The organism is Glaciimonas sp. PAMC28666 (assembly GCF_016917355.1).
Classification (GTDB): domain Bacteria; phylum Pseudomonadota; class Gammaproteobacteria; order Burkholderiales; family Burkholderiaceae_D; genus Glaciimonas.
On record NZ_CP070304.1, the window covers coordinates 3,218,161 to 3,235,865 of the forward strand.

General features: G+C 50.5%; 14 protein-coding genes. 7 read left to right on the top strand and 7 right to left on the bottom strand.

From position 1 onward, the window contains the following. The first annotated feature begins 48 nt into the window (after window positions 1-48). The 6 genes from JQN73_RS13820 to JQN73_RS13845 all read left to right on the top strand — a co-directional run bounded on the left by JQN73_RS13820 (window position 49) and on the right by JQN73_RS13845 (window position 7,679). On the top strand, window positions 49-786 hold the full coding sequence (locus tag JQN73_RS13820; protein WP_205319458.1) for a WecB/TagA/CpsF family glycosyltransferase: 738 nt from the start codon (window positions 49-51) through the stop codon (window positions 784-786). Window positions 787-863: 77 nt separating this feature from the next. Further along, a complete protein-coding gene (locus tag JQN73_RS13825; RefSeq protein ID WP_205319459.1) occupies window positions 864-2,078 on the top strand; it encodes a sugar phosphate nucleotidyltransferase in 1,215 nt (404 codons plus the stop codon). Beyond that, window positions 2,075-3,493: a mannose-1-phosphate guanylyltransferase/mannose-6-phosphate isomerase gene (locus tag JQN73_RS13830; RefSeq protein ID WP_205319460.1), complete on the top strand. Its 1,419-nt coding sequence runs from the start codon at window positions 2,075-2,077 to the stop codon at window positions 3,491-3,493. The genes JQN73_RS13825 and JQN73_RS13830 overlap by 4 nt, the downstream gene beginning before the upstream one ends. A 133-nt stretch (window positions 3,494-3,626) precedes the next feature. After that, complete coding sequence (locus tag JQN73_RS13835; RefSeq protein ID WP_205319461.1) at window positions 3,627-4,595, top strand: DUF535 family protein; 969 nt, start codon at window positions 3,627-3,629, stop codon at window positions 4,593-4,595. Window positions 4,596-4,721: 126 nt separating this feature from the next. After that, window positions 4,722-5,843: a hypothetical protein gene (locus JQN73_RS13840; protein WP_205319462.1), complete on the top strand. Its 1,122-nt coding sequence runs from the start codon at window positions 4,722-4,724 to the stop codon at window positions 5,841-5,843. Window positions 5,844-6,380: 537 nt separating this feature from the next. Further along, window positions 6,381-7,679 carry a solute carrier family 23 protein gene (locus JQN73_RS13845; RefSeq protein WP_205319463.1) on the top strand — a complete coding sequence of 433 codons (1,299 nt, stop codon included), beginning with the start codon at window positions 6,381-6,383 and terminating at the stop codon, window positions 7,677-7,679. Between the two features lie 138 nt (window positions 7,680-7,817). Here JQN73_RS13845 and JQN73_RS13850 read toward each other — a convergent pair whose 3' ends face one another. From JQN73_RS13850 to JQN73_RS13880, 7 genes are all read right to left on the bottom strand, one after another. Continuing rightward, the gene (locus tag JQN73_RS13850; protein ID WP_205319464.1) at window positions 7,818-8,255 is read right to left on the bottom strand and encodes a type IV pilin protein; all 438 of its coding nucleotides are present in this window, start codon (window positions 8,253-8,255) and stop codon (window positions 7,818-7,820) included. A 131-nt stretch (window positions 8,256-8,386) separates the two neighbouring features. Further along, window positions 8,387-11,704 carry a pilus assembly protein gene (locus JQN73_RS13855; protein ID WP_205319465.1) on the bottom strand — a complete coding sequence of 1,106 codons (3,318 nt, stop codon included), beginning with the start codon at window positions 11,702-11,704 and terminating at the stop codon, window positions 8,387-8,389. Between the two features lie 288 nt (window positions 11,705-11,992). Beyond that, window positions 11,993-12,430, bottom strand: a complete 438-nt coding sequence (locus tag JQN73_RS13860) for a PilX N-terminal domain-containing pilus assembly protein (protein WP_205319466.1) — start codon at window positions 12,428-12,430, stop codon at window positions 11,993-11,995. Between the two features lie 234 nt (window positions 12,431-12,664). Continuing rightward, window positions 12,665-13,579: a PilW family protein gene (locus JQN73_RS13865; protein ID WP_205319467.1), complete on the bottom strand. Its 915-nt coding sequence runs from the start codon at window positions 13,577-13,579 to the stop codon at window positions 12,665-12,667. Then, window positions 13,576-14,130, bottom strand: coding sequence for a type IV pilus modification protein PilV (gene pilV / locus JQN73_RS13870; RefSeq protein WP_205319468.1), 555 nt, complete (start codon window positions 14,128-14,130; stop codon window positions 13,576-13,578). Before pilV ends, JQN73_RS13865 begins: the two co-directional genes overlap by 4 nt. Before the next feature lie 49 nt (window positions 14,131-14,179). After that, a complete protein-coding gene (locus JQN73_RS13875; RefSeq protein ID WP_205319469.1) occupies window positions 14,180-14,764 on the bottom strand; it encodes a GspH/FimT family pseudopilin in 585 nt (194 codons plus the stop codon). A 391-nt stretch (window positions 14,765-15,155) separates the two neighbouring features. After that, window positions 15,156-16,550, bottom strand: a complete 1,395-nt coding sequence (locus JQN73_RS13880; protein WP_205319470.1) for an MATE family efflux transporter — start codon at window positions 16,548-16,550, stop codon at window positions 15,156-15,158. A gap of 264 nt (window positions 16,551-16,814) precedes the next feature. On the opposite strand from JQN73_RS13880, the gene JQN73_RS13885 reads away from it, so the two are divergent. After that, window positions 16,815-17,597 (top strand): SDR family oxidoreductase, encoded by a 783-nt coding sequence (locus JQN73_RS13885; protein ID WP_205319471.1) that lies wholly within the window; start codon window positions 16,815-16,817, stop codon window positions 17,595-17,597. Window positions 17,598-17,705 lie beyond the last annotated feature (108 nt).

Sequence of the window (17,705 nt, forward strand, 5' to 3'; positions counted from 1 at the left end):
TTCCCTCTTTTGCGATCGCAGTATCTTGCGATTTAGCGGGAGTTAACCATGAGCTTAGAGAAAATGAATCCGATCGCTGGTTATCCGGTACTTAAAACAACGTCCTCCGTTTTGGCGAGAGAACTGCGGCGGGCTGTCAGAGCGAATAAAAAGATGACGCTTTTTTTTGCGAATACGAATTTTGTTGTGCAGTGTCGCTATCTGCTGGAACGGATGAGATCCGATTCAGTAATGATTGTGAACGACGGCGTGGGAATGGATATCGCCGCATTCTTATTTTCCAGTGAAAAGTTTAACGAAAACCTTAACGGTACCGATTTCATCCCGTATTTTTTTTCGGAATCGAATCGATCAATGCGCGTGTTTATGCTCGGCAGCAAACCTGAAGTATTGATTAAAGCGGCTCACCATTTGCGCAATGTTTTAGGACAAACGGTGGTGGGTGCCTGCGATGGGTATGCCGGATTAAAAACGCCCGCGGGGGAGCTAATTGAGACCATCAATTCTGCTCAGGCTGAGGTGGTATTGGTGGCGCTGGGGAATCCGATTCAAGAAGAGTGGATACTCGCGAATCGCGAATTGTTGGACGCCAATCTGGTCGTTGGGGTCGGCGCCTTGTTCGATTTCTGGAGTGGTGACAAACAGCGCGCACCTCTTTTTGTGCAAAGAACCAAGCTCGAATGGCTCTACCGGCTTTGTCTGGAGCCGCGTCGCTTAGTCCGTCGTTACACCGTCGACATTATGCGATTTATATTGTTGTGTCGTAAATATCGCGGAGATGTTTGAAGGGTAAAAAGGTAATCAAGGTTCAACTGATGAAGTTTAATTCTCATTTTCGATCACTTTTTATTGGGAGAAAAAAAATGAAAGCAATGATATTAGCTGCAGGCAAGGGCACCCGCGTGCGTCCTCTGACCTATGATCTTCCAAAACCGATGATACCCATTTTGGGAAAGCCGGTGATGGCTTACCTGGTCGAGTTCCTCGCCAGTTATGGCGTGGGCGACATTATGGTGAACGTCAGCTATTTACATCAAAAAATTGAAGAATATTTCGGTGACGGAAGTCAGTTCGGCGTTCAGATCGGTTATTCCTTTGAGGGTTATATCAATGAGAGCGGGGAGGTCATCCCGGAGCCCTTGGGTTCGGCAGGCGGCATCAAGAAGATCCAGGAATTCGCCAATTTTTTCGATGACACGACGATCGTTATCTGCGGCGATGCGTTGATCGATCTCGATCTGAACGCAGCGTTGTTGGAGCACAAGCAAAAAGGGGCAATGGTCAGCGTTATCACCAAGGAAGTGCCTTGGGATAAAGTCGATAGCTACGGCGTGGTGGTGACCGATTCCGAAGGCCGGATCAAATCGTTTCAGGAGAAGCCGAAGCAGGCAGATGCACTCTCCAATTTCGCCAGCACGGGGATTTATATTTTCGAACCCGAGGCCATCGATCTGATACCGGTTGACACGCCATTCGACATTGGTTCCGACCTGTTTCCTTTGTTAGTTGTAAAAGGCTTGCCGTTTTATGCGCAACAGCGCTCCTTCAACTGGATCGACATCGGCACTGTGACCGATTACTGGAGCGTGTTGCAAGGTGTGTTGCTCGGCGAAATCGCGGAGATGGAAGTGCCAGGAACGCAAATCACTGATGGGGTATGGATCGGCCTCAACACCAGTATTAACTGGCATGGCGCGACGATTCAAGGGCCAGTCTATATTGGTGCCGGTTGCCTGATCGAAGCCGGTTGCACCATCATCGGACCGACCTGGATTGGACATGGCAGCCATATCTGTTCCGGTGCCGCGGTGGTGCGTAGCGTCTTGTTTGAATATACGCGGATATTACCTGATGCTTATCTGGAAGAAATGGTCGTAGTGAAAGAATATAGCGTGAACCGCGCGGGGGAAATGTCGCGCTCGGCGGAGGCCGGCAAGCGTAAATGGTGTGATGCACGTCATCAGCGGCAGGATACTGCGTTCTTGCCCGACGGCAAGACGGTTCCCGCGCAATCAGACAAGCTCGCCGATGCAGTTTCGGATGCGAGTCTGGCAGGAAGTTCGGTGAGCAGTGTATGAATATCTATCCTGTGATCCTGGCCGGCGGTGCTGGCACCCGTTTATGGCCCTTGTCGCGCGAGGCGCTGCCTAAGCAGCTGTTGCCGCTTTGTTCAGACCTCACGATGCTGCAGGATACTTTGCTGCGCATATCGGAATGGTCCGAGTTGAAGCCGCCGCTAGTGGCTTGTGGCAATGAGCATCGTTTTTTGGTGGCGGAGCAATTACGCGCCATTGATATCGCGCCTAGTGGAATATTGCTGGAACCTGAGGGAAGAAATACCGCACCGTCGGTGGCTGCAGCAGCCCATTTTTTGTTACAGTGCGACCCGCACGCCGTCATGCTGGTACTGCCTGCGGATCATGTGATCGCCGATGTTGCAGCGTTCCATGCCGCGGTGCAACGCGCCTTACCCCCGGTGGCGCAGGGCGCGTTGGCGACCTTTGGGATTGTGCCGTCGGGACCGGAAACCGGCTATGGTTACATCCGCCGGGGAGAGCCGATTAACGCAGCCGAAGGTTGTTTCTCAGTTGATCGCTTTGTCGAGAAGCCGGATCGCGCTACCGCCGAGATGTTTGTCGCGGACCCGGCCTACAGTTGGAATAGCGGCATGTTTTTATTTCAGGCCGTACGCTACCTTGAGGAATTACGCCGTTATCGGCCAGCGATTGCAGACAGTTGCGCGCATGCGTTTGAAGGCGCGTACCACGACCTGGATTTTTGTCGTCTGGATGAAGCCACTTTCGCGGCGTGTGCATCGGAATCTATTGACTATGCCGTCATGGAACATACCCGGCATGCGGTCGTGGTACCAGCGGAATTCGGTTGGAATGACGTTGGCTCATGGACTGCTCTATCCAGCGTTCTGGCACCCGATACCGAGGGCAACGTACTGCGCGGGGATGTCTACACTGACAAGGTCCGCAACGCGATGGTGCGCGCAGAAAATCGTTTTGTGGCCGTCATCGGCGTTGAAGATCTGATCGTAGTTGAAACCAAGGATGCGGTATTGGTGGTTCACAAAGATCAGGTGCAGGGCGTCAAGCAGATCGTTGAAGCGCTCAAGAAAAAAGGCCGCACTGAACATATGAGCCATGCCCACGTTTATCGGCCGTGGGGCAGTTACGAAGGCATCGATATCGGTGAGCGCTATCAGGTCAAGCGGATCACCGTTAAACCTGGTGGAAAACTCTCCCTGCAAATGCATCATCACCGCGCTGAGCACTGGGTGGTGGTCAGCGGCACAGCGCGCATTACCTGTGGCGACGAGGAAAAACTTCTTTCAGAAAACGAGTCGACATATATCCCCATCGGCGTCAGGCACAGGCTGGAGAATCCTGGAAAAATGCCGCTGCATCTGATTGAAGTGCAGTCCGGCGGCTATCTCGGCGAGGACGATATCGTACGGTTTGAAGATATTTATAAACGCGGTTAGGGGACTCTATCGTTTGCACTTCTCATCTGCACACGCTTGAACGCACATCTCTGGCGCGTGGCAGGCCGCATCGACGATAAAGTGATGGACGAGTTTTGCTTTTAATATTTATGTTTTATTGGGAGATAAAATCATGTCGTTAAGTTCAAAACTTTCGTATAAATATCTTTTTTTTACTACCTCCGTTATCACACGGAACATTGTAAAAAGGAGATCGATTTTAACCATGCAAACCTGGCGAAGAGGATTGTTCTTGTTGCTCAATATCAGGCGGCACATTAAGCTGATCAATACGCTCAGCCATCCGCAGGTAGCGAAGTTGACGCTTGATAATCCAGAAATGTCTTACAAATACTTGCGGAACTACATCTCTCTGGATATCTCTAAAAAGAATAGCCTTGCGATATTGACCGGGCATTACACGTATTTGCAAAAACATTTTAGGAGCAATTTTCTGGAAGTTATTTATAATTTTCCGGTGCGATTATGGTCGCAAAATATTAATGACAATTTGGTGGAGATAGTGATAGGTTTTCCCCATACGATCGATTACGAGGGCGACTTATGCTTGATTTTCAAAATAGATAAGGTCAGTATTTATCGCATCATTTTTGTTATCGCTAACGGCGCTCCCTTTGGCGTGCCCGATGAAAATGTGATATTTGTTTCTAGCGTTCAGGGAATGCATGATTTCGAGAATGTGAAACTGGCAACCAAAGTTTGTCATGACATTCAGCCAGCGCAGTTATTGATGGCGGCCATGAGCGGACTTACCTCTTCGCTTGGTTTTAAGACCATGGTAGGGATTGGAAATAAAAATCAAATATCGCAAGGCAAGAAGTTCTATTTTTCATATAACACTTTCTTCGAAAAATATGGCGTTTTAATGTCAGAAACCAACTTTTTTAAAATTCCTGTTCCGTTCGCTGAAAAGCCGCTGGAATTGATTGAAATGAAACATCGGAAACGGACGCAAAAGAAACGTGCTTTCAAAAATGAAATTAGTGAGCACGTGGCGCTGGCGATGGAACAGTTCTTTGTGAAAGAAACGAAGCCCGCCAGGGAGAGTATTGATTCCCGACAAAATGTGCTGACTTCGTAATATTGGGATAGTTTTTCTGTCCATTTTTCCCTCAATTGATTGTGTCATCGATGCAATTGGATGACATAAGGTAGTGGAAAATCTGAACCCCGATTTGACAGACGCGCCCATTCAGGAGCCATCAGGATGAGATCTTTAGTGATTACCGCCCATGATTACAGATCGCGGCGTAAGGTGAATATGCATTTCATCGCCGCCGAACTGGCGAAATATGGGCCGACCAGTTTTTTTTCGTGCCAGTACAGTTTTCTTTCGCAGTTAAAAAAGGACCCTCGGAGTTCCTTGGACAATCTCGCCAATAAAGTGGAGATGCACGAAGGAATTAGTTGCTACCTTTGGAAAACCGCAATTCATCCTATCAATATGCGCAAGGATGCGTTGTATCCCGTCGAGAAGGTTTTATTTAAACATTACATTGATCACCCCAGTCCGGTGTTGGTAGAGTGGATAAAAAATGCGGATGTGGTGGTATTTGAAAGTGGCATAGCACCTATATTCTTTGATCTGGTGCGACGCCTCAATCCGCGAGCCAGGACGATTTATCTCGCTTCCGACGACCTCAACACGATTAACGTCGCATCGTATGTGAAGGGCACTTTTGCACGGGTCGGGCCAGAGATGGATGCGCTTTGCCTGACGTCGCGACTGATGGCCGACGGGATGCCAAGCCGTGACAACTGTTATGTGGTTCCGCACGGTTTTGATTATTCTGTCGAGGATTATGCCGATCCATCGCCCTATGGCCCGGGTCTGCATGCGGTATCGGTGGGATCCATGCTGTTCGACCCCGGTTTTTTCGTGGTTGCCTCTGCTATGTTCCCGGAAGTCACATTTCATGTTATTGGATCAGGCGCGGGGGCCGAACCGGGATATGGAACGAACGTCGTGGTCCATGATGAGATGCCGCATCGGACCACCTTGCCATATATCAAGCACGCAACAATCGGTATCGCGCCGTATCGTGCAGCTGAGGTACCGCGTTATCTGTCTGATACGTCCATGAAGCTGATGCAGTATGATTTTTTTAGATTACCAGCGGTCTGTCCAGAGGCGATCGCAGGAGATTATCCCTCTCGCTTTGGGTATATTCCGGGCGATGCGGACTCTATCGTTCACGCGGTGCGCGGTGCATTGATTGCGCCGCGAATCCCTCCAAAAAGAACGCCGTTGCGTTGGTCTGAAGTGGTTGAGCGATTACTGGCACCGGATAAATTTGCAGATACGAGGTTGCCGGAGCAAGTCATGTGATTCAGATCCTGGAACCCGGAGCCGGAAGCCGGAACCGGTTACCGGTCGCCGCTCACCGGGGAACCGGGGAACCGGGGAACCGGGAGCCCGGAGCCGGAAACAGAAGGGATAGCTCGGACCAACGTGGGTAGTGTTTCGGCCCCGGTCCTGTTGCGGGCGGCGGCTCCACCGCTGCTTGTGGTGGGCAGCAGAACATATCGTTCGGTTTGTTGTTGTTTTGAATACGAAATGACAGTGATCTTTTGTTATTCCGGACTGCGCCAGGTTTAGGATGTTTTGGGGCGGCGACACATTCATGCCCCGTTCATAATCCCTCTCATCGCTCTCGTGGCTATTTTTGGTCGTTTTTGATCGAATAATCAAACTTCACAGATATTTCTGATGGGTATTGATGAATGTCGATTGTTATTTCCTGTTTGTGTTCGTACACTACTCCCCAATCAAAATTCAAATAAATCATCCGAACTGGCTAATTTCGGTTGGCGTCTAGCGACGCCAGGCGAGCACGCAGCCACTCGGGCTTTCAGGAAAAACATTATGGCGGGTTCTTATTTTCCGAAGTGGCGTTTACGCGCTGCTGCGGTTGGCGGGCAGGCACAGATCATTTCTACCGACGAGCGGTTACCCTTGCCGCAGACCTTGGCGATGGGCGTGCAGCATGTGGTGGCGATGTTTGGTTCAACGGTTTTGGCGCCATTGCTGATGGGCTTCGATCCTAATCTGGCGATTTTTATGTCTGGCATTGGGACGTTATTGTTCTTTGTGGTGGTCGGTGGTCGCATTCCAAGTTATCTGGGCTCCAGTTTTTCCTTCATCGGACTGGTGATCGCGGTAAGTGGTTATAGCGGCAGCGGTGCGAACGCCAACCTCGGGGTGGCGCTTGGCGGCATCATTGCCGCCGGTGCGGTGTACACCCTGATCGGATTCGTGGTCATGGCGGTCGGCACGCGCTGGATCGAAAAGCTGATGCCGCCAGTCGTTACCGGCGCGGTGGTTGCCGTCATCGGCTTGAATCTGGCCCCCATCGCCGTTAAAGGCGTGATCGGCAACAATTTCGACGCCTGGATGGCGCTTGGCACGGTGTTGTGTGTCGGTGCGGTGGCGGTGTTCGGCCGCGGGATGCTGCAACGATTGCTGATCCTCGTCGGGCTGATGTTGGCTTACGTGATTTATGCGGTGCTCACGAACGGTGCCGGAATGGGCAAGCCGATCGATTTTTCTATTGTCGCGCACGCCGCGTGGTTCGGTATCCCGCATTTTGCGGCCCCGGTATTTCAACTAAACGCGATGGCCTTGCTAGCACCGATTGCGGTGATTCTAGTGGCTGAAAATCTCGGTCATATTAAGGCAGTGAGCGCCATGACCGGCCAAAATCTGGACAAATACATGGGACGCGCCTTTGTGGGTGATGGTTTGGCGACCATGCTTTCCGGCAGTGTTGGCGGAACCGGCGTGACCACCTACGCGGAAAACATCGGTGTGATGGCCGTGACCAAAATTTATTCGACGCTGGTATTTGTGGTCGCCGCAGTCATTGCGCTGATATTAGGTTTCTCACCAAAGTTCGGTGCGGTGATACAAACCATTCCAGCGGCGGTATTAGGCGGCGTATCCATTGTGGTGTTTGGATTGATTGCCGTTTCCGGTGCGCGTATCTGGGTGGAGAATAAAGTCGATTTTTCCAATAACCGTAACCTGATCGTCGCCGCGGTGACATTGGTGTTGGGCGCTGGTGACTTCACATTGAAACTGGGTCAATTTTCTTTGGGCGGTATCGGTACCGCTACTTTTGGCGCGATTATTTTGTATGCGCTGCTAGGCTTGAAAAAGACTTAATGTACCGCAACAGTGTTAATGACTGGCCTCACGAACAATGCTTTGTTGAGGCCATTTTTTGATGAGATCGCGACTGTTCCATGCGGATTATGGGCAATGAAGCTGCCGAAGTAATTGCCAGATCTTCGCCATCTTGCGTTATCCTCCGGCCCAACAAAGTTCAGCGGTGCTATCTTCATCGCCACCGCTGACATCTCGAAACCCAGTTTGATCGAGGGTATATGTGCCACATCGATCTTCGTCGACTGTCTCCGCTTCAAGTATGAATGACGTATCATTGGCCTGGACTATATTCAACCGATATTTGGCCGTTCCCGTCGCGGGCGATTGGTTTAAATCCGCCGGTAGAGCAATAGTTCCTCCGTTGATAAGGTAAGAATTGTTCACTGTGTATTGTTGTTCAAGCCAGTTAGCGGCTTGCAGCAACCTCGTTATCGCTTCGGTCCTTTCGGTACGTCGTATATATTCGGAATAATTAGGCAAAGCAATCGAAGCCAAAATGCCCACTATCGCGACCACCACCATCACTTCTACCAATGTAAAGCCGGCATGCCCTGGGTTTATTTTTCTGCGCATTATCTCTTCCTGAGCTGTGTAAATGTGGATTGTTGATCGGTCGAGCGACTACGCCAATGTTCGCGCCTGATTTTCCCTTAAGCTGTTAGATAAATATAAATGCACCGCTATTTCACGGGTAGTCGTCATTTTTAATCTTTCTTGTCATATATTCGACGCCACCGCCGAATCACTTCTGAAGTCGATGCATAAGGAACGCAGGTGGTGGTGCCGTCGAGCTGATTGATCGCGATGCAGTCATTGGATACGCCAGGAATGCTCACGCCGCCGGAAGTCGTACCGCCCGTTGCGATTGCACTGGCATTGTTGCCCTTGGCATCCTTGATAGGCTTGCCGTCAGCGCCGACAAAGTGAAAATTCTTTGCGATCCCACCGGTGATCAGGTCAATGGCCATGGTGAAGGAAGTGCCGCCAGCCTTGCAAGCATTCGCGCCAGCATCAGGCGTCAGCGTGGTCGAGAGCAAGACGTTCTCTCGCATCGCCAGACGACCGACGAAGCGCTCGCCTCCTAACGGCATGTCGATGAACCAGCCATGTTTGCTGTTCCAATCGATAGTGTTATTGGTCAATATCCGGCCGATTGTGACGCCATTTTTTTGTAATGAAGTTAACGTTTGCGCTTGCAAGTCTTTACGTTCTTTGGGAGAGGCAACTACAGACTCATCCGGTTTGTCCCAAATGCCATATAAGGTATGCTTTTCTTTGTCGTTGAGGTCTGCCAGTTCATAATATTTGCCAGTACCAAAAGTGATGATATAGCCACCCTTGGGATGCGGTGTCAGTACTGGTTGCTGCACAATCGGTACTGGTTTGCCGCCAGCCGTTTTTGCAGTGAACATTTTGACGAGTTTCCACTGGCTTGAATTAGAGTAACGTAAGTCAAACTTCCACAGATTTCCTTGCAAATCACCAGCGTAAGCAGCGATTAATGTGCGTTCGTTGTTGAACAGTAGGCCCGGACTGGACAGCCCGTTTGGGGCAGTTGGCGTTCCGACGTTAGTATCTAATGTACGGATCAGGTCGCCATTGAAAATGCTGTTCAGGTATAACACCGCTTTACCGCCGACACTGTTGTAACCGTTACCAAAAATTGCGGCCCACGTTCCGTTCCCCAACCGGGCTATTGCGCCTGTACCAAGCACGTTTCCCAAATCGTTGAAGTTTTGGTCTGTGTCGCTGCGTTCCCATAGAATACTTTTGCTGTTAAGGCCTTGTGAATCTGGATTGGTAATATCAATCGCAAACATGCTGTGCGAGCCGGCACCGGTGCTGCCTAACAAAATATTTTTCCATTCTTTGACGTCGCTCAGGTACGCATCGCCTTCTGTCAGAGGACCATCGACAAAATACCGGTGTTTATAGTCGGGATCGGTTAATGACGATAGGTAGGGGAAAACTGAGTTGGGGATGAATGCAAATTGTTCAATTCCCGTTTTCGCGTCGAAACCGTGCAGCATGCCGTCGTTGGCACCTACGTACAGCATGGCGTTGCGCTCGGATTTACGCTTCAAAAATTCAGGGTAACTAGTCCCAAATGTGAATGTTGTATTGCTAAAGCCAAAGTCGGTTTTCCCCACGTATAACGGTGAAGAGTTGACGATATCGCCGAGTTTATTTTTTCGATGGCGAAAAGGGTTAGTGCCGCCACCGTCAGCCGCTTGTTCCAATGCCGCACTTCCGCGTAGATACTCCAAAATCGCTGACGACTTCATATAGGTCTTATGTTCGTAGTTGAGATTTCGCCACTTAAATTCGATCCCTTTTTCTTCGCGCTGATTCCAGGTGACAATATTGCGTAACTGTGCCGCAGGTAATTGCTCCGCTGCGTCCCATTTCTGCGTGGTCGTTGAATTATCTTGCGCCACCTGATAGGCCTTCAGGTGGCCGAGCCAGTTACCCGGCGTAAATCCTGGAACATATAACAATCTATCGTTGCTTAATGCGGCACCATTATAGGCAATGCCCGAGCCACCGCCAAAGTCCTGTCCATCAATAGATCTGAAGACGGTCTGCATGGCGTATTTAAGGTCGGTCGGATTGTTGGCATGGAGATAGGAGCCGCGTCCATTGACTGCGGCGTGCCACATATCATCGATGGTGGTGCGGGTATTTTTCTTCGGCACCGGCCACTCTTTTTTGCCCTCTTTTATTGCGAAGTAATCTCCGCTGGTTGCCGTCTGGTAATCAGACTGATACGCCAGTTCCCCGTTGATGCCGAGGCCAACGGTGTAGGTCGCCATGTGTTGCCAGGTGGCCGGATTGGTGTCGTTCGGTGTCAGTTTCCCTGCTGTCCCGCCAGCGCCTTTCCGATACCCGATATCGGTCGCCCAGTATTTCATTGCTGTATCAGCCAGACTGTCGGAGGTCGGAGTCGGGCCCTCATAAAAAGGCCGTGGTATTAATTTTCCGCTGATCCACTCCGTGCCTGATACAGGATCAAGCTTGATTGCTGCTGGCAAATCGTAGTCCAGTGTTTGATCGAGATTGCGACCGTTAGCTAACGTCGCATTCCAAAATCCATCAGTCGATAAAACCGCGTAGTTTCTCTGGCATTGGTTTTGAATTGGGTCGAGCAGCGGCCCCATCCCGGGCATTCCGAATCCTTGATAATAGGCGCCGACGGCGTTTAGCGCGGCGATCAAGGGGGTGCTGCTGACTGGATCGGTCAGATAAAGTTTTTTGTACCAAAGCGCTTTTTGCTTTGCATCGAAACCTCCGACAGGAATGAAAAAGTCGGAATTTTTATTAATTGTCGAAAGCCCTATGCGAAAGCGATCGTCGAGTCCCGAAAAAGCGATGCCTAACGTGGTCTTGGTCATCAGCATCCGGGTACGATAATACGAAAACCAGTTGGCGAAATTTTGAATTTCTTCTTTATAAGTGCAGGTTGCATCAGCGTTGGCGATGCAGTCGGTACGCTCCTCCGCACGTTTGTAGGATGGGGTTCCGGGAACAATATCCTTGCGCAGGTACAATTGATCCTCTTTTTTGCTGCCGGTAGGTTGCACGTCCGGGCTGGGCCAACTGTAATGAAAAGCATACAGCGCCTTGTCGGTCGCCGCATTTCCGTATCCACAGTTTTCGTTTCGCAAAAAATCGTCCGGGTCATACGATGGTAGCTTGTTGGATGACACGTGGCAGGTCGATTCCAGGTTCAGCTTCGCGCTCGCAGCGTACGCATCGACCGGTGCTTTGGTCGGGTCGCTATTGCCCATGGAGACGCCGGTCGCGGTGACGGCTGGCGTATATCGGACCGATGGATTGTAATAGATCTGATTCCAGTCACTGGAATAGTAAGCCTCTTGATCCTTTTTTCCGCTTTCACTGCAATTGTCACAGGTCTGATTCATTTTGTCTGCGTTGTAGGCGTCGGAAGTGTATTCCCCTTTAACGTCATCGCCAGTCAGGCTGCCTCCAGCCATGCTAAAGGAGTTATCGAGTATGAACATGATGTTGGGCGGCGGAACACGCGACAAAGACAGCGGAGATTGCGCGATTTCAGCCAGCGCAGAATTGGTTATTGCTCCCCCAAAGCAGCAGACCACCGCTGATAAGTAAAGGAGACGGCGGCCCTGGAACAATTGACTGCAGGCTGCGTGCACTGACTGATTGCCAACAGCGCCAACAGCGCCAGGACGCCAGGGTGCACGGGGACGGCGTGATCGGTCGGATGGAAAGTCGTTAACTAAGGTATTAGATAATTTCGTCGCTAGCATCATTGTTCCAGTATTCCTTCTTTATTTCTTAAATCTTAAGGAGCTCTGTAACCTCACAACCGCTTTGTCGGAACCACCGGTACCGCGTGCTGTGAATTCGTAGACGAAAATACTCTCATCCCGGCTGACTTCAGCAGGGCCTAATCCCATGCCATCCGAGATGTCGATAGCACGGCATTGAGGACTTTTATTGACGCCGTAAGGTTTACTCGGGATGGGTACCCATGACTGGCTTTCGAAGACGCTTTTGGTGCCCGTTTTTTTACTTTGTTGTATCTCAGCTTCGCAATGGCGCAGTGCCTGCTCTGCAGCCTGGAACGCCAGCTGTTGATTTCTCGTGTTGCTGGCTATTTTTTCGCCCATAGTGGCAGTGCGAATTGCGGCGATTCCTATCAAGGTCATCACCACAAAAAAAATGAGTACCAGCGGCAGCGCTATCCCGGCTTCTCGTCGGATCAATTTATTGTGCAATTTTCTGTTGTGTTGAACGGGATGCTGAACACAATATTTCAGCGCAATTTTTCCGACATTAAGAAGGCCGCTTCGATGGCCGCAAGGGCAGTTAAGAGAATCACAAAAACGATGACTGGGTATGGATTGTGATTCATCGCTGGCACAACTTTCCGATGCGTTTTGGGTGCTCGCAAATAGGACCCGGCGAAGCCAGGGATGCATGCGTTCGATCCGCCGCATTTACAGATTCTCCCAAGTGGGTAGCGCACGATTGCGCAGCGTAAATGTGCGCGTCAACGTCGTGTGTAGCTTTTTATCGGTTGCGGCTACCCTCATGGTACCGTCGCACTTTTCATAGATTTGTGGGGTCCCTGCGGCGACGAAGTTGTCACTATGCAGCTCTACGCAAATCTTGACGTTGATTACCTGATCCCAGTTGGTTTTGTTCGCCGATGAAAGGGGAAGTCTTTCTACATCATCGGCTTTGTCCAAAAATGCGGAGGGTGTGTAATTGCCTTTTGTATCCACGCCGTAGGTCAACATCAGTTTGTCGACATTATGTAAGAGGGGATTTAACTTGGGGTTCGATGCACTGCTAATCCCATTACCTTCGCAGAACAATGACGTTTTATTGCCGATTTTTTTTGTGAAATAGCGATTAATCACCACAGGAGGTGGCCTGCCAAGCCCATAGTTGTAGGTGTTACCGTTACAGTCAACCCGGTTTGAATAGTAATCGTCGCTGATCTGGTTGGGTTCAAGCATGTAGCTCACAATGAACCCCGGTTGCTCGGCGTTCTTATCGCATTTAAAATCTGCGGTTAAAGGCAATTCAAAGCCTGTCTGGCAGGCTTTAAATCCTATGCCGGCGAAGCTGGTCGTCAACGTGGTACGCATTTTTCCGTAGCCTGCCTGCATGATATCGTTGCCGATCCTGTGCATGGCGATATGTCCTTCTTCCTGAACCTGCGCGTTGTCGTCGTTGAGACGCGCGCTGTACTGGCTGCTAAGGAATAAGCTGGTCACAAACACCATGAGTACCAGTCCAATGACCAGCGATATCATCAATTCGATTAACGAGAAACCGCACGCCTTTACGGCGCGGTGCGCTGTTGCAGCGTGTGATGCCGAAATTATGAGTGAACTATTTTTCATGGTACAAACACGGTCTTAAAACATCGAAGTGTCAGTTCTTGCCAAAAATTGCCCAATTTTGCGGTGCAAAGCGGGTCTACCCTTCGCTCACAATCACCGCCAGGGCATTTATTGGTTTCCGAGAAATAGACGGTTAGAATCAGGCCCCCCGTGTCGTTTTTTGCAGCGTCTTTCTCCGAGGTTATATCGCCCCAACCATTCGTCAGCGATCGGCTTAAATCTCTGCGCCAGTTGTAAATATCGACCTTCGCGATCTGTTGCGCGGTGCAGACACTACCGCTGTTGACGCATTTGGATTTAGGCTTGGCGTTGGCCAGAAATTTTTCGCCTGTCACATAATTCTTCTCTTTCACCGCCATTGGATTGGCGCGTATGCGATCTGCCATGTCTGCGCTGCTCTGACTTGCCAGCGCGCGAAAGTGTGCCATTTTTTGATATTTCAAGGAGGTGATTTGAAGCCCTGCCAAGCCCAACAGCGCAATCGCAGAAATTAACAGGGCGACCAGTACCTCTATCATTCCAACCCCGGTTTGTCGGCGCAGCGTGACCATTTCTTTCGCTCCTGTCAATGACGAAAATACTAACAACAGATCTCAATGATTAACAAGCCGGATCGGACGAACCGATTTGGTTTGCGAACTGAATATGTCCGCCGCTTGAAACACAGATTTGGCGGTGAAATTTATTACTCATACTAAATACAAATGTTGCATAGCCATCTTTCATACTTGCTCCATTGAAGTCAGCACTTCCGTCAGGCATATATGTCATCAAAGTGACTGAGCTGTCGATTTTGAGACCGCTGTAAAATGGGGGTTGAAGAGCTATTATTTCAACGTTGCTTTCTCGTGGTGCCACGCCGGTTGCTATCAACCAACCGCCGGTAGCCCAGTCATGCGAAAAGGCACATTCGCGCTGGGAAGCTGGACGATATTTTCCGCAAATCACGATATTAGCGCCTCTTTTGATTGCTTCCGATCGGGCCAGTCGATGGGCGGCCATGAATTCCTGTGCGCTGGTGGCGACCCGTCTTTCTGCTATCAGATCACCCATAAACGGTACGGCGATCGCCGCCAAAATTCCGAATATGGCAACTGTTATAAGCAGTTCAATGAGCGTGAAACCTTTATATGCAGCAGCCCTGACGGGGTCTTTACGGGTATTCGAAGACCAGGATGCGTGCAAAATTTACCTCGCTTATACGGATATTATTCGGTTGCGCCTCCTTTGTTATGGCGGCTTTTTGCCTGCCTTATTCCGATCCCGCGTCAAATCGATAGCGCTTTCCAAGGCGAAATGCGGCACGAAATTTTTAAGAGCGTAGGATTATTCTGATATAAATGAGGGCGAGAAAAATCTGAAAGTCGTGGAGATTTTTCTATAATGGGAGTGTGCGTTACAGAGAATTCTGAAGTTTTATGGTGATTTTTTGTCGACTTACTGATACGAATGACGGGCTTTTAAGCGTTAGCTAGCACTAAGGAAGTGGTCCATGGTGGGACGCAACCGATCCTGCGCTGGCGAGCAGGATCGGTCATTAAAAGAAGACGCTCAAGGATTGCCGCTCAAGATTTTTTTAAGTGGCACCCGCTTGGGAAGTGCTCAACATGTGTGCATTCCGCCAAGGCCCAAAACGGTAATAACCCATCGACATCAGCATGGCTGAGATCGAGCCGACACCAAAGCTCCACCATAGGGCATCAGCGCCCCAGCTTTCCATCAGCACACTGGCAAATGGTAAGCGGATGCACCATAACGCCAGGAACAGAATCACCAGCGGTGCCACTACAGCACCGGAAGCGCGCATCACGCTTGATAATACAAATGTGACACCTAAAGCGACGAACGACCACGCCACCACCGCGTTGATATGTTGTGCAATAGGCAGCGCGTTCACGTGCGACGGTAAAAAGAAGGAAAGCGCGGTCTGGTTACAAAGATAGATCAGGGTGACCAGACCGCCAGTCATGAGGAAATTAAACATGATGCCGACAATCGCAATGCGCTGAACCCGGTCCAGGCGGCGCGCTCCAATATTTTGTGCTGCCATCGAGGAGACGGCCATGCCCACAGCAAGTGCGGGCATTTGTACATAATTCCAGAGTTGCAGGCACGCGCCGTAGGCTGCGGAGGTTTGCGAACCAAAGTGATTCACCAACGAGATCATCATAATCATCGAGAGCGATATGACCACCATTTGCAGGCCCATGGGAATACCTTTGAGGACCATGGCTTTCAAAATTGTGCGGTCGGGCTTTAGATAGTGGCCTTCGCCAACATGCAGACAAAGAAAGTGACTCTTGTAATATAGATAGCTAATCAGCGCGGTGAGGCTGATGCTTTGCGCTACCAGCGTGGCAACCGCCGAACCCGCTATGCCAAGCGCAGGCACCGGCCCCCATCCGAAAATGAATAATGGATTCAGCGCAATATCGAGTCCAACCGATAACATCTGAAATTTGAGCGGCGTCTTGGTATCACCTGCACCGCGCAAAATCATGGTCAGGAAGATGGTGCCGAATTGGAAAGGCAACGCCAGGAAAATGATCCGCATGTAGGCAACCGCCAACGGCAGGGCGTCATGCGGTGTGTGCATCCATTCCATCAGGTGGCGGGAAAATAGCAGGCCGCAGCCCGCAACCACCAGCGACAGGCAAGCAAAAAATGTCACGCTGGTACCGACTACCCGCTTGGCCTGATCGCGATTTTTAGCGCCAAGGCTTTGTCCGACCAGAATGGTGGCGGCCATCCCCAGGCCGAGTACGCTGGTGATGAGGAAAAATAGAATAGCATTCGAATTGGCGGTCGCGGTGAGGGCGGATTCGCCCAAATAATGACCGACCCATACGGCGTTGACTGAACCATTTAATGATTGCAGGATATTGCCGAATAATATCGGCAGCGTAAAAAAAAATAAAGTTTTTACTATCGGACCTTCTGTTAAGGCAGAGTGCGAGGAAACGGGTTTCATTGGGATGATCGGGCTAAAAAAGATCGGATTAGCTTACCAAGTATTTGGCTAATTTGTGTAGATTAAAGCATCTATTGGGTTGCGCCAAATGAAGGCGTCATGGATACCGCCCGATAATGCGATGCCTGAACGGATTCGGTCTCCTGCGACCGAGCGGATCTACTTGTATGATAGGGGTGGTAAAAGACAAGGGTGGTAAAAGACAAGGGTTGTAAATGGCAAGGTTACAAATTAATAAGCATCTAACCGAGGGGTCAAGGAATCATGGCAAATGAATTTTCTGGAAAGATCGTCGTTGTCGCAGGCGGCAGCGGTGGGATCGGGCGCGCTATTGCTGCGGGGTTCGCGGCCGAAGGCGCGCAGACGGTCGTTACTGCGCATGCGCACGCCGATGCGGCATCCGATCTCGGCGGTGACGGTAGTTGGCTGCGTCCGGACGTCTGTGTTGGCGATCTGCGCCAGGAAGATGGCTGCAAGGCGGTGTTTGATTTCGTCGCGCAGCGATACGGTCGCTGCGACATTCTGGTGAATGCTGCCGGGGCTACGCGCGCGGGTGCATTTCTTGAGCAATCGTCACAAGACTGGCAAGACGGATTCGCTCTTAAATTTTTTGGATGCGTAAATCTTTGTCGCCTGTTCTGGCCTTTGTTAAAGGCTGGAAAAGGACATGTCGTCAATATTATCGGTGGGGCAGCACGCACGCCGGATTTTGGATTTTTGGTGGGCGGTTCGGTGAATGCGGCCATGCACAATTTTACAAAAGGACTTTCGGGCCTTGGTAAAGTCGATGGCGTGAATGTCAATGCAATTCTGCCGGGTCTGATAGAAACTCCCCGCATTGAGCAACTTTTTACGCAGCGAGCCGCAGCTAGTGGCCGGTCAATTGAAGAAGTGCGCGCAGAACAGATCGCCAAGGATGGACTATCGCGACTCGGGCAGCCCGAAGATGTTGCGGGCCTTGCGTTGTTTCTATGCTCCGAGCGTGCGCGCCATATTCAGGGAACGGCCATTGCTGTAGATGGCGGTGGCACCCCGGGCGTCTATTAAAATGTTGCGTGTGCAAGGGCAACATTCGGATAGCGGTTAAAGGTCATTGTACGAAGCAATCTCACGCGAAGATTTTTGTGTCATGACGCGAGCGTGAGACGCAAGCGT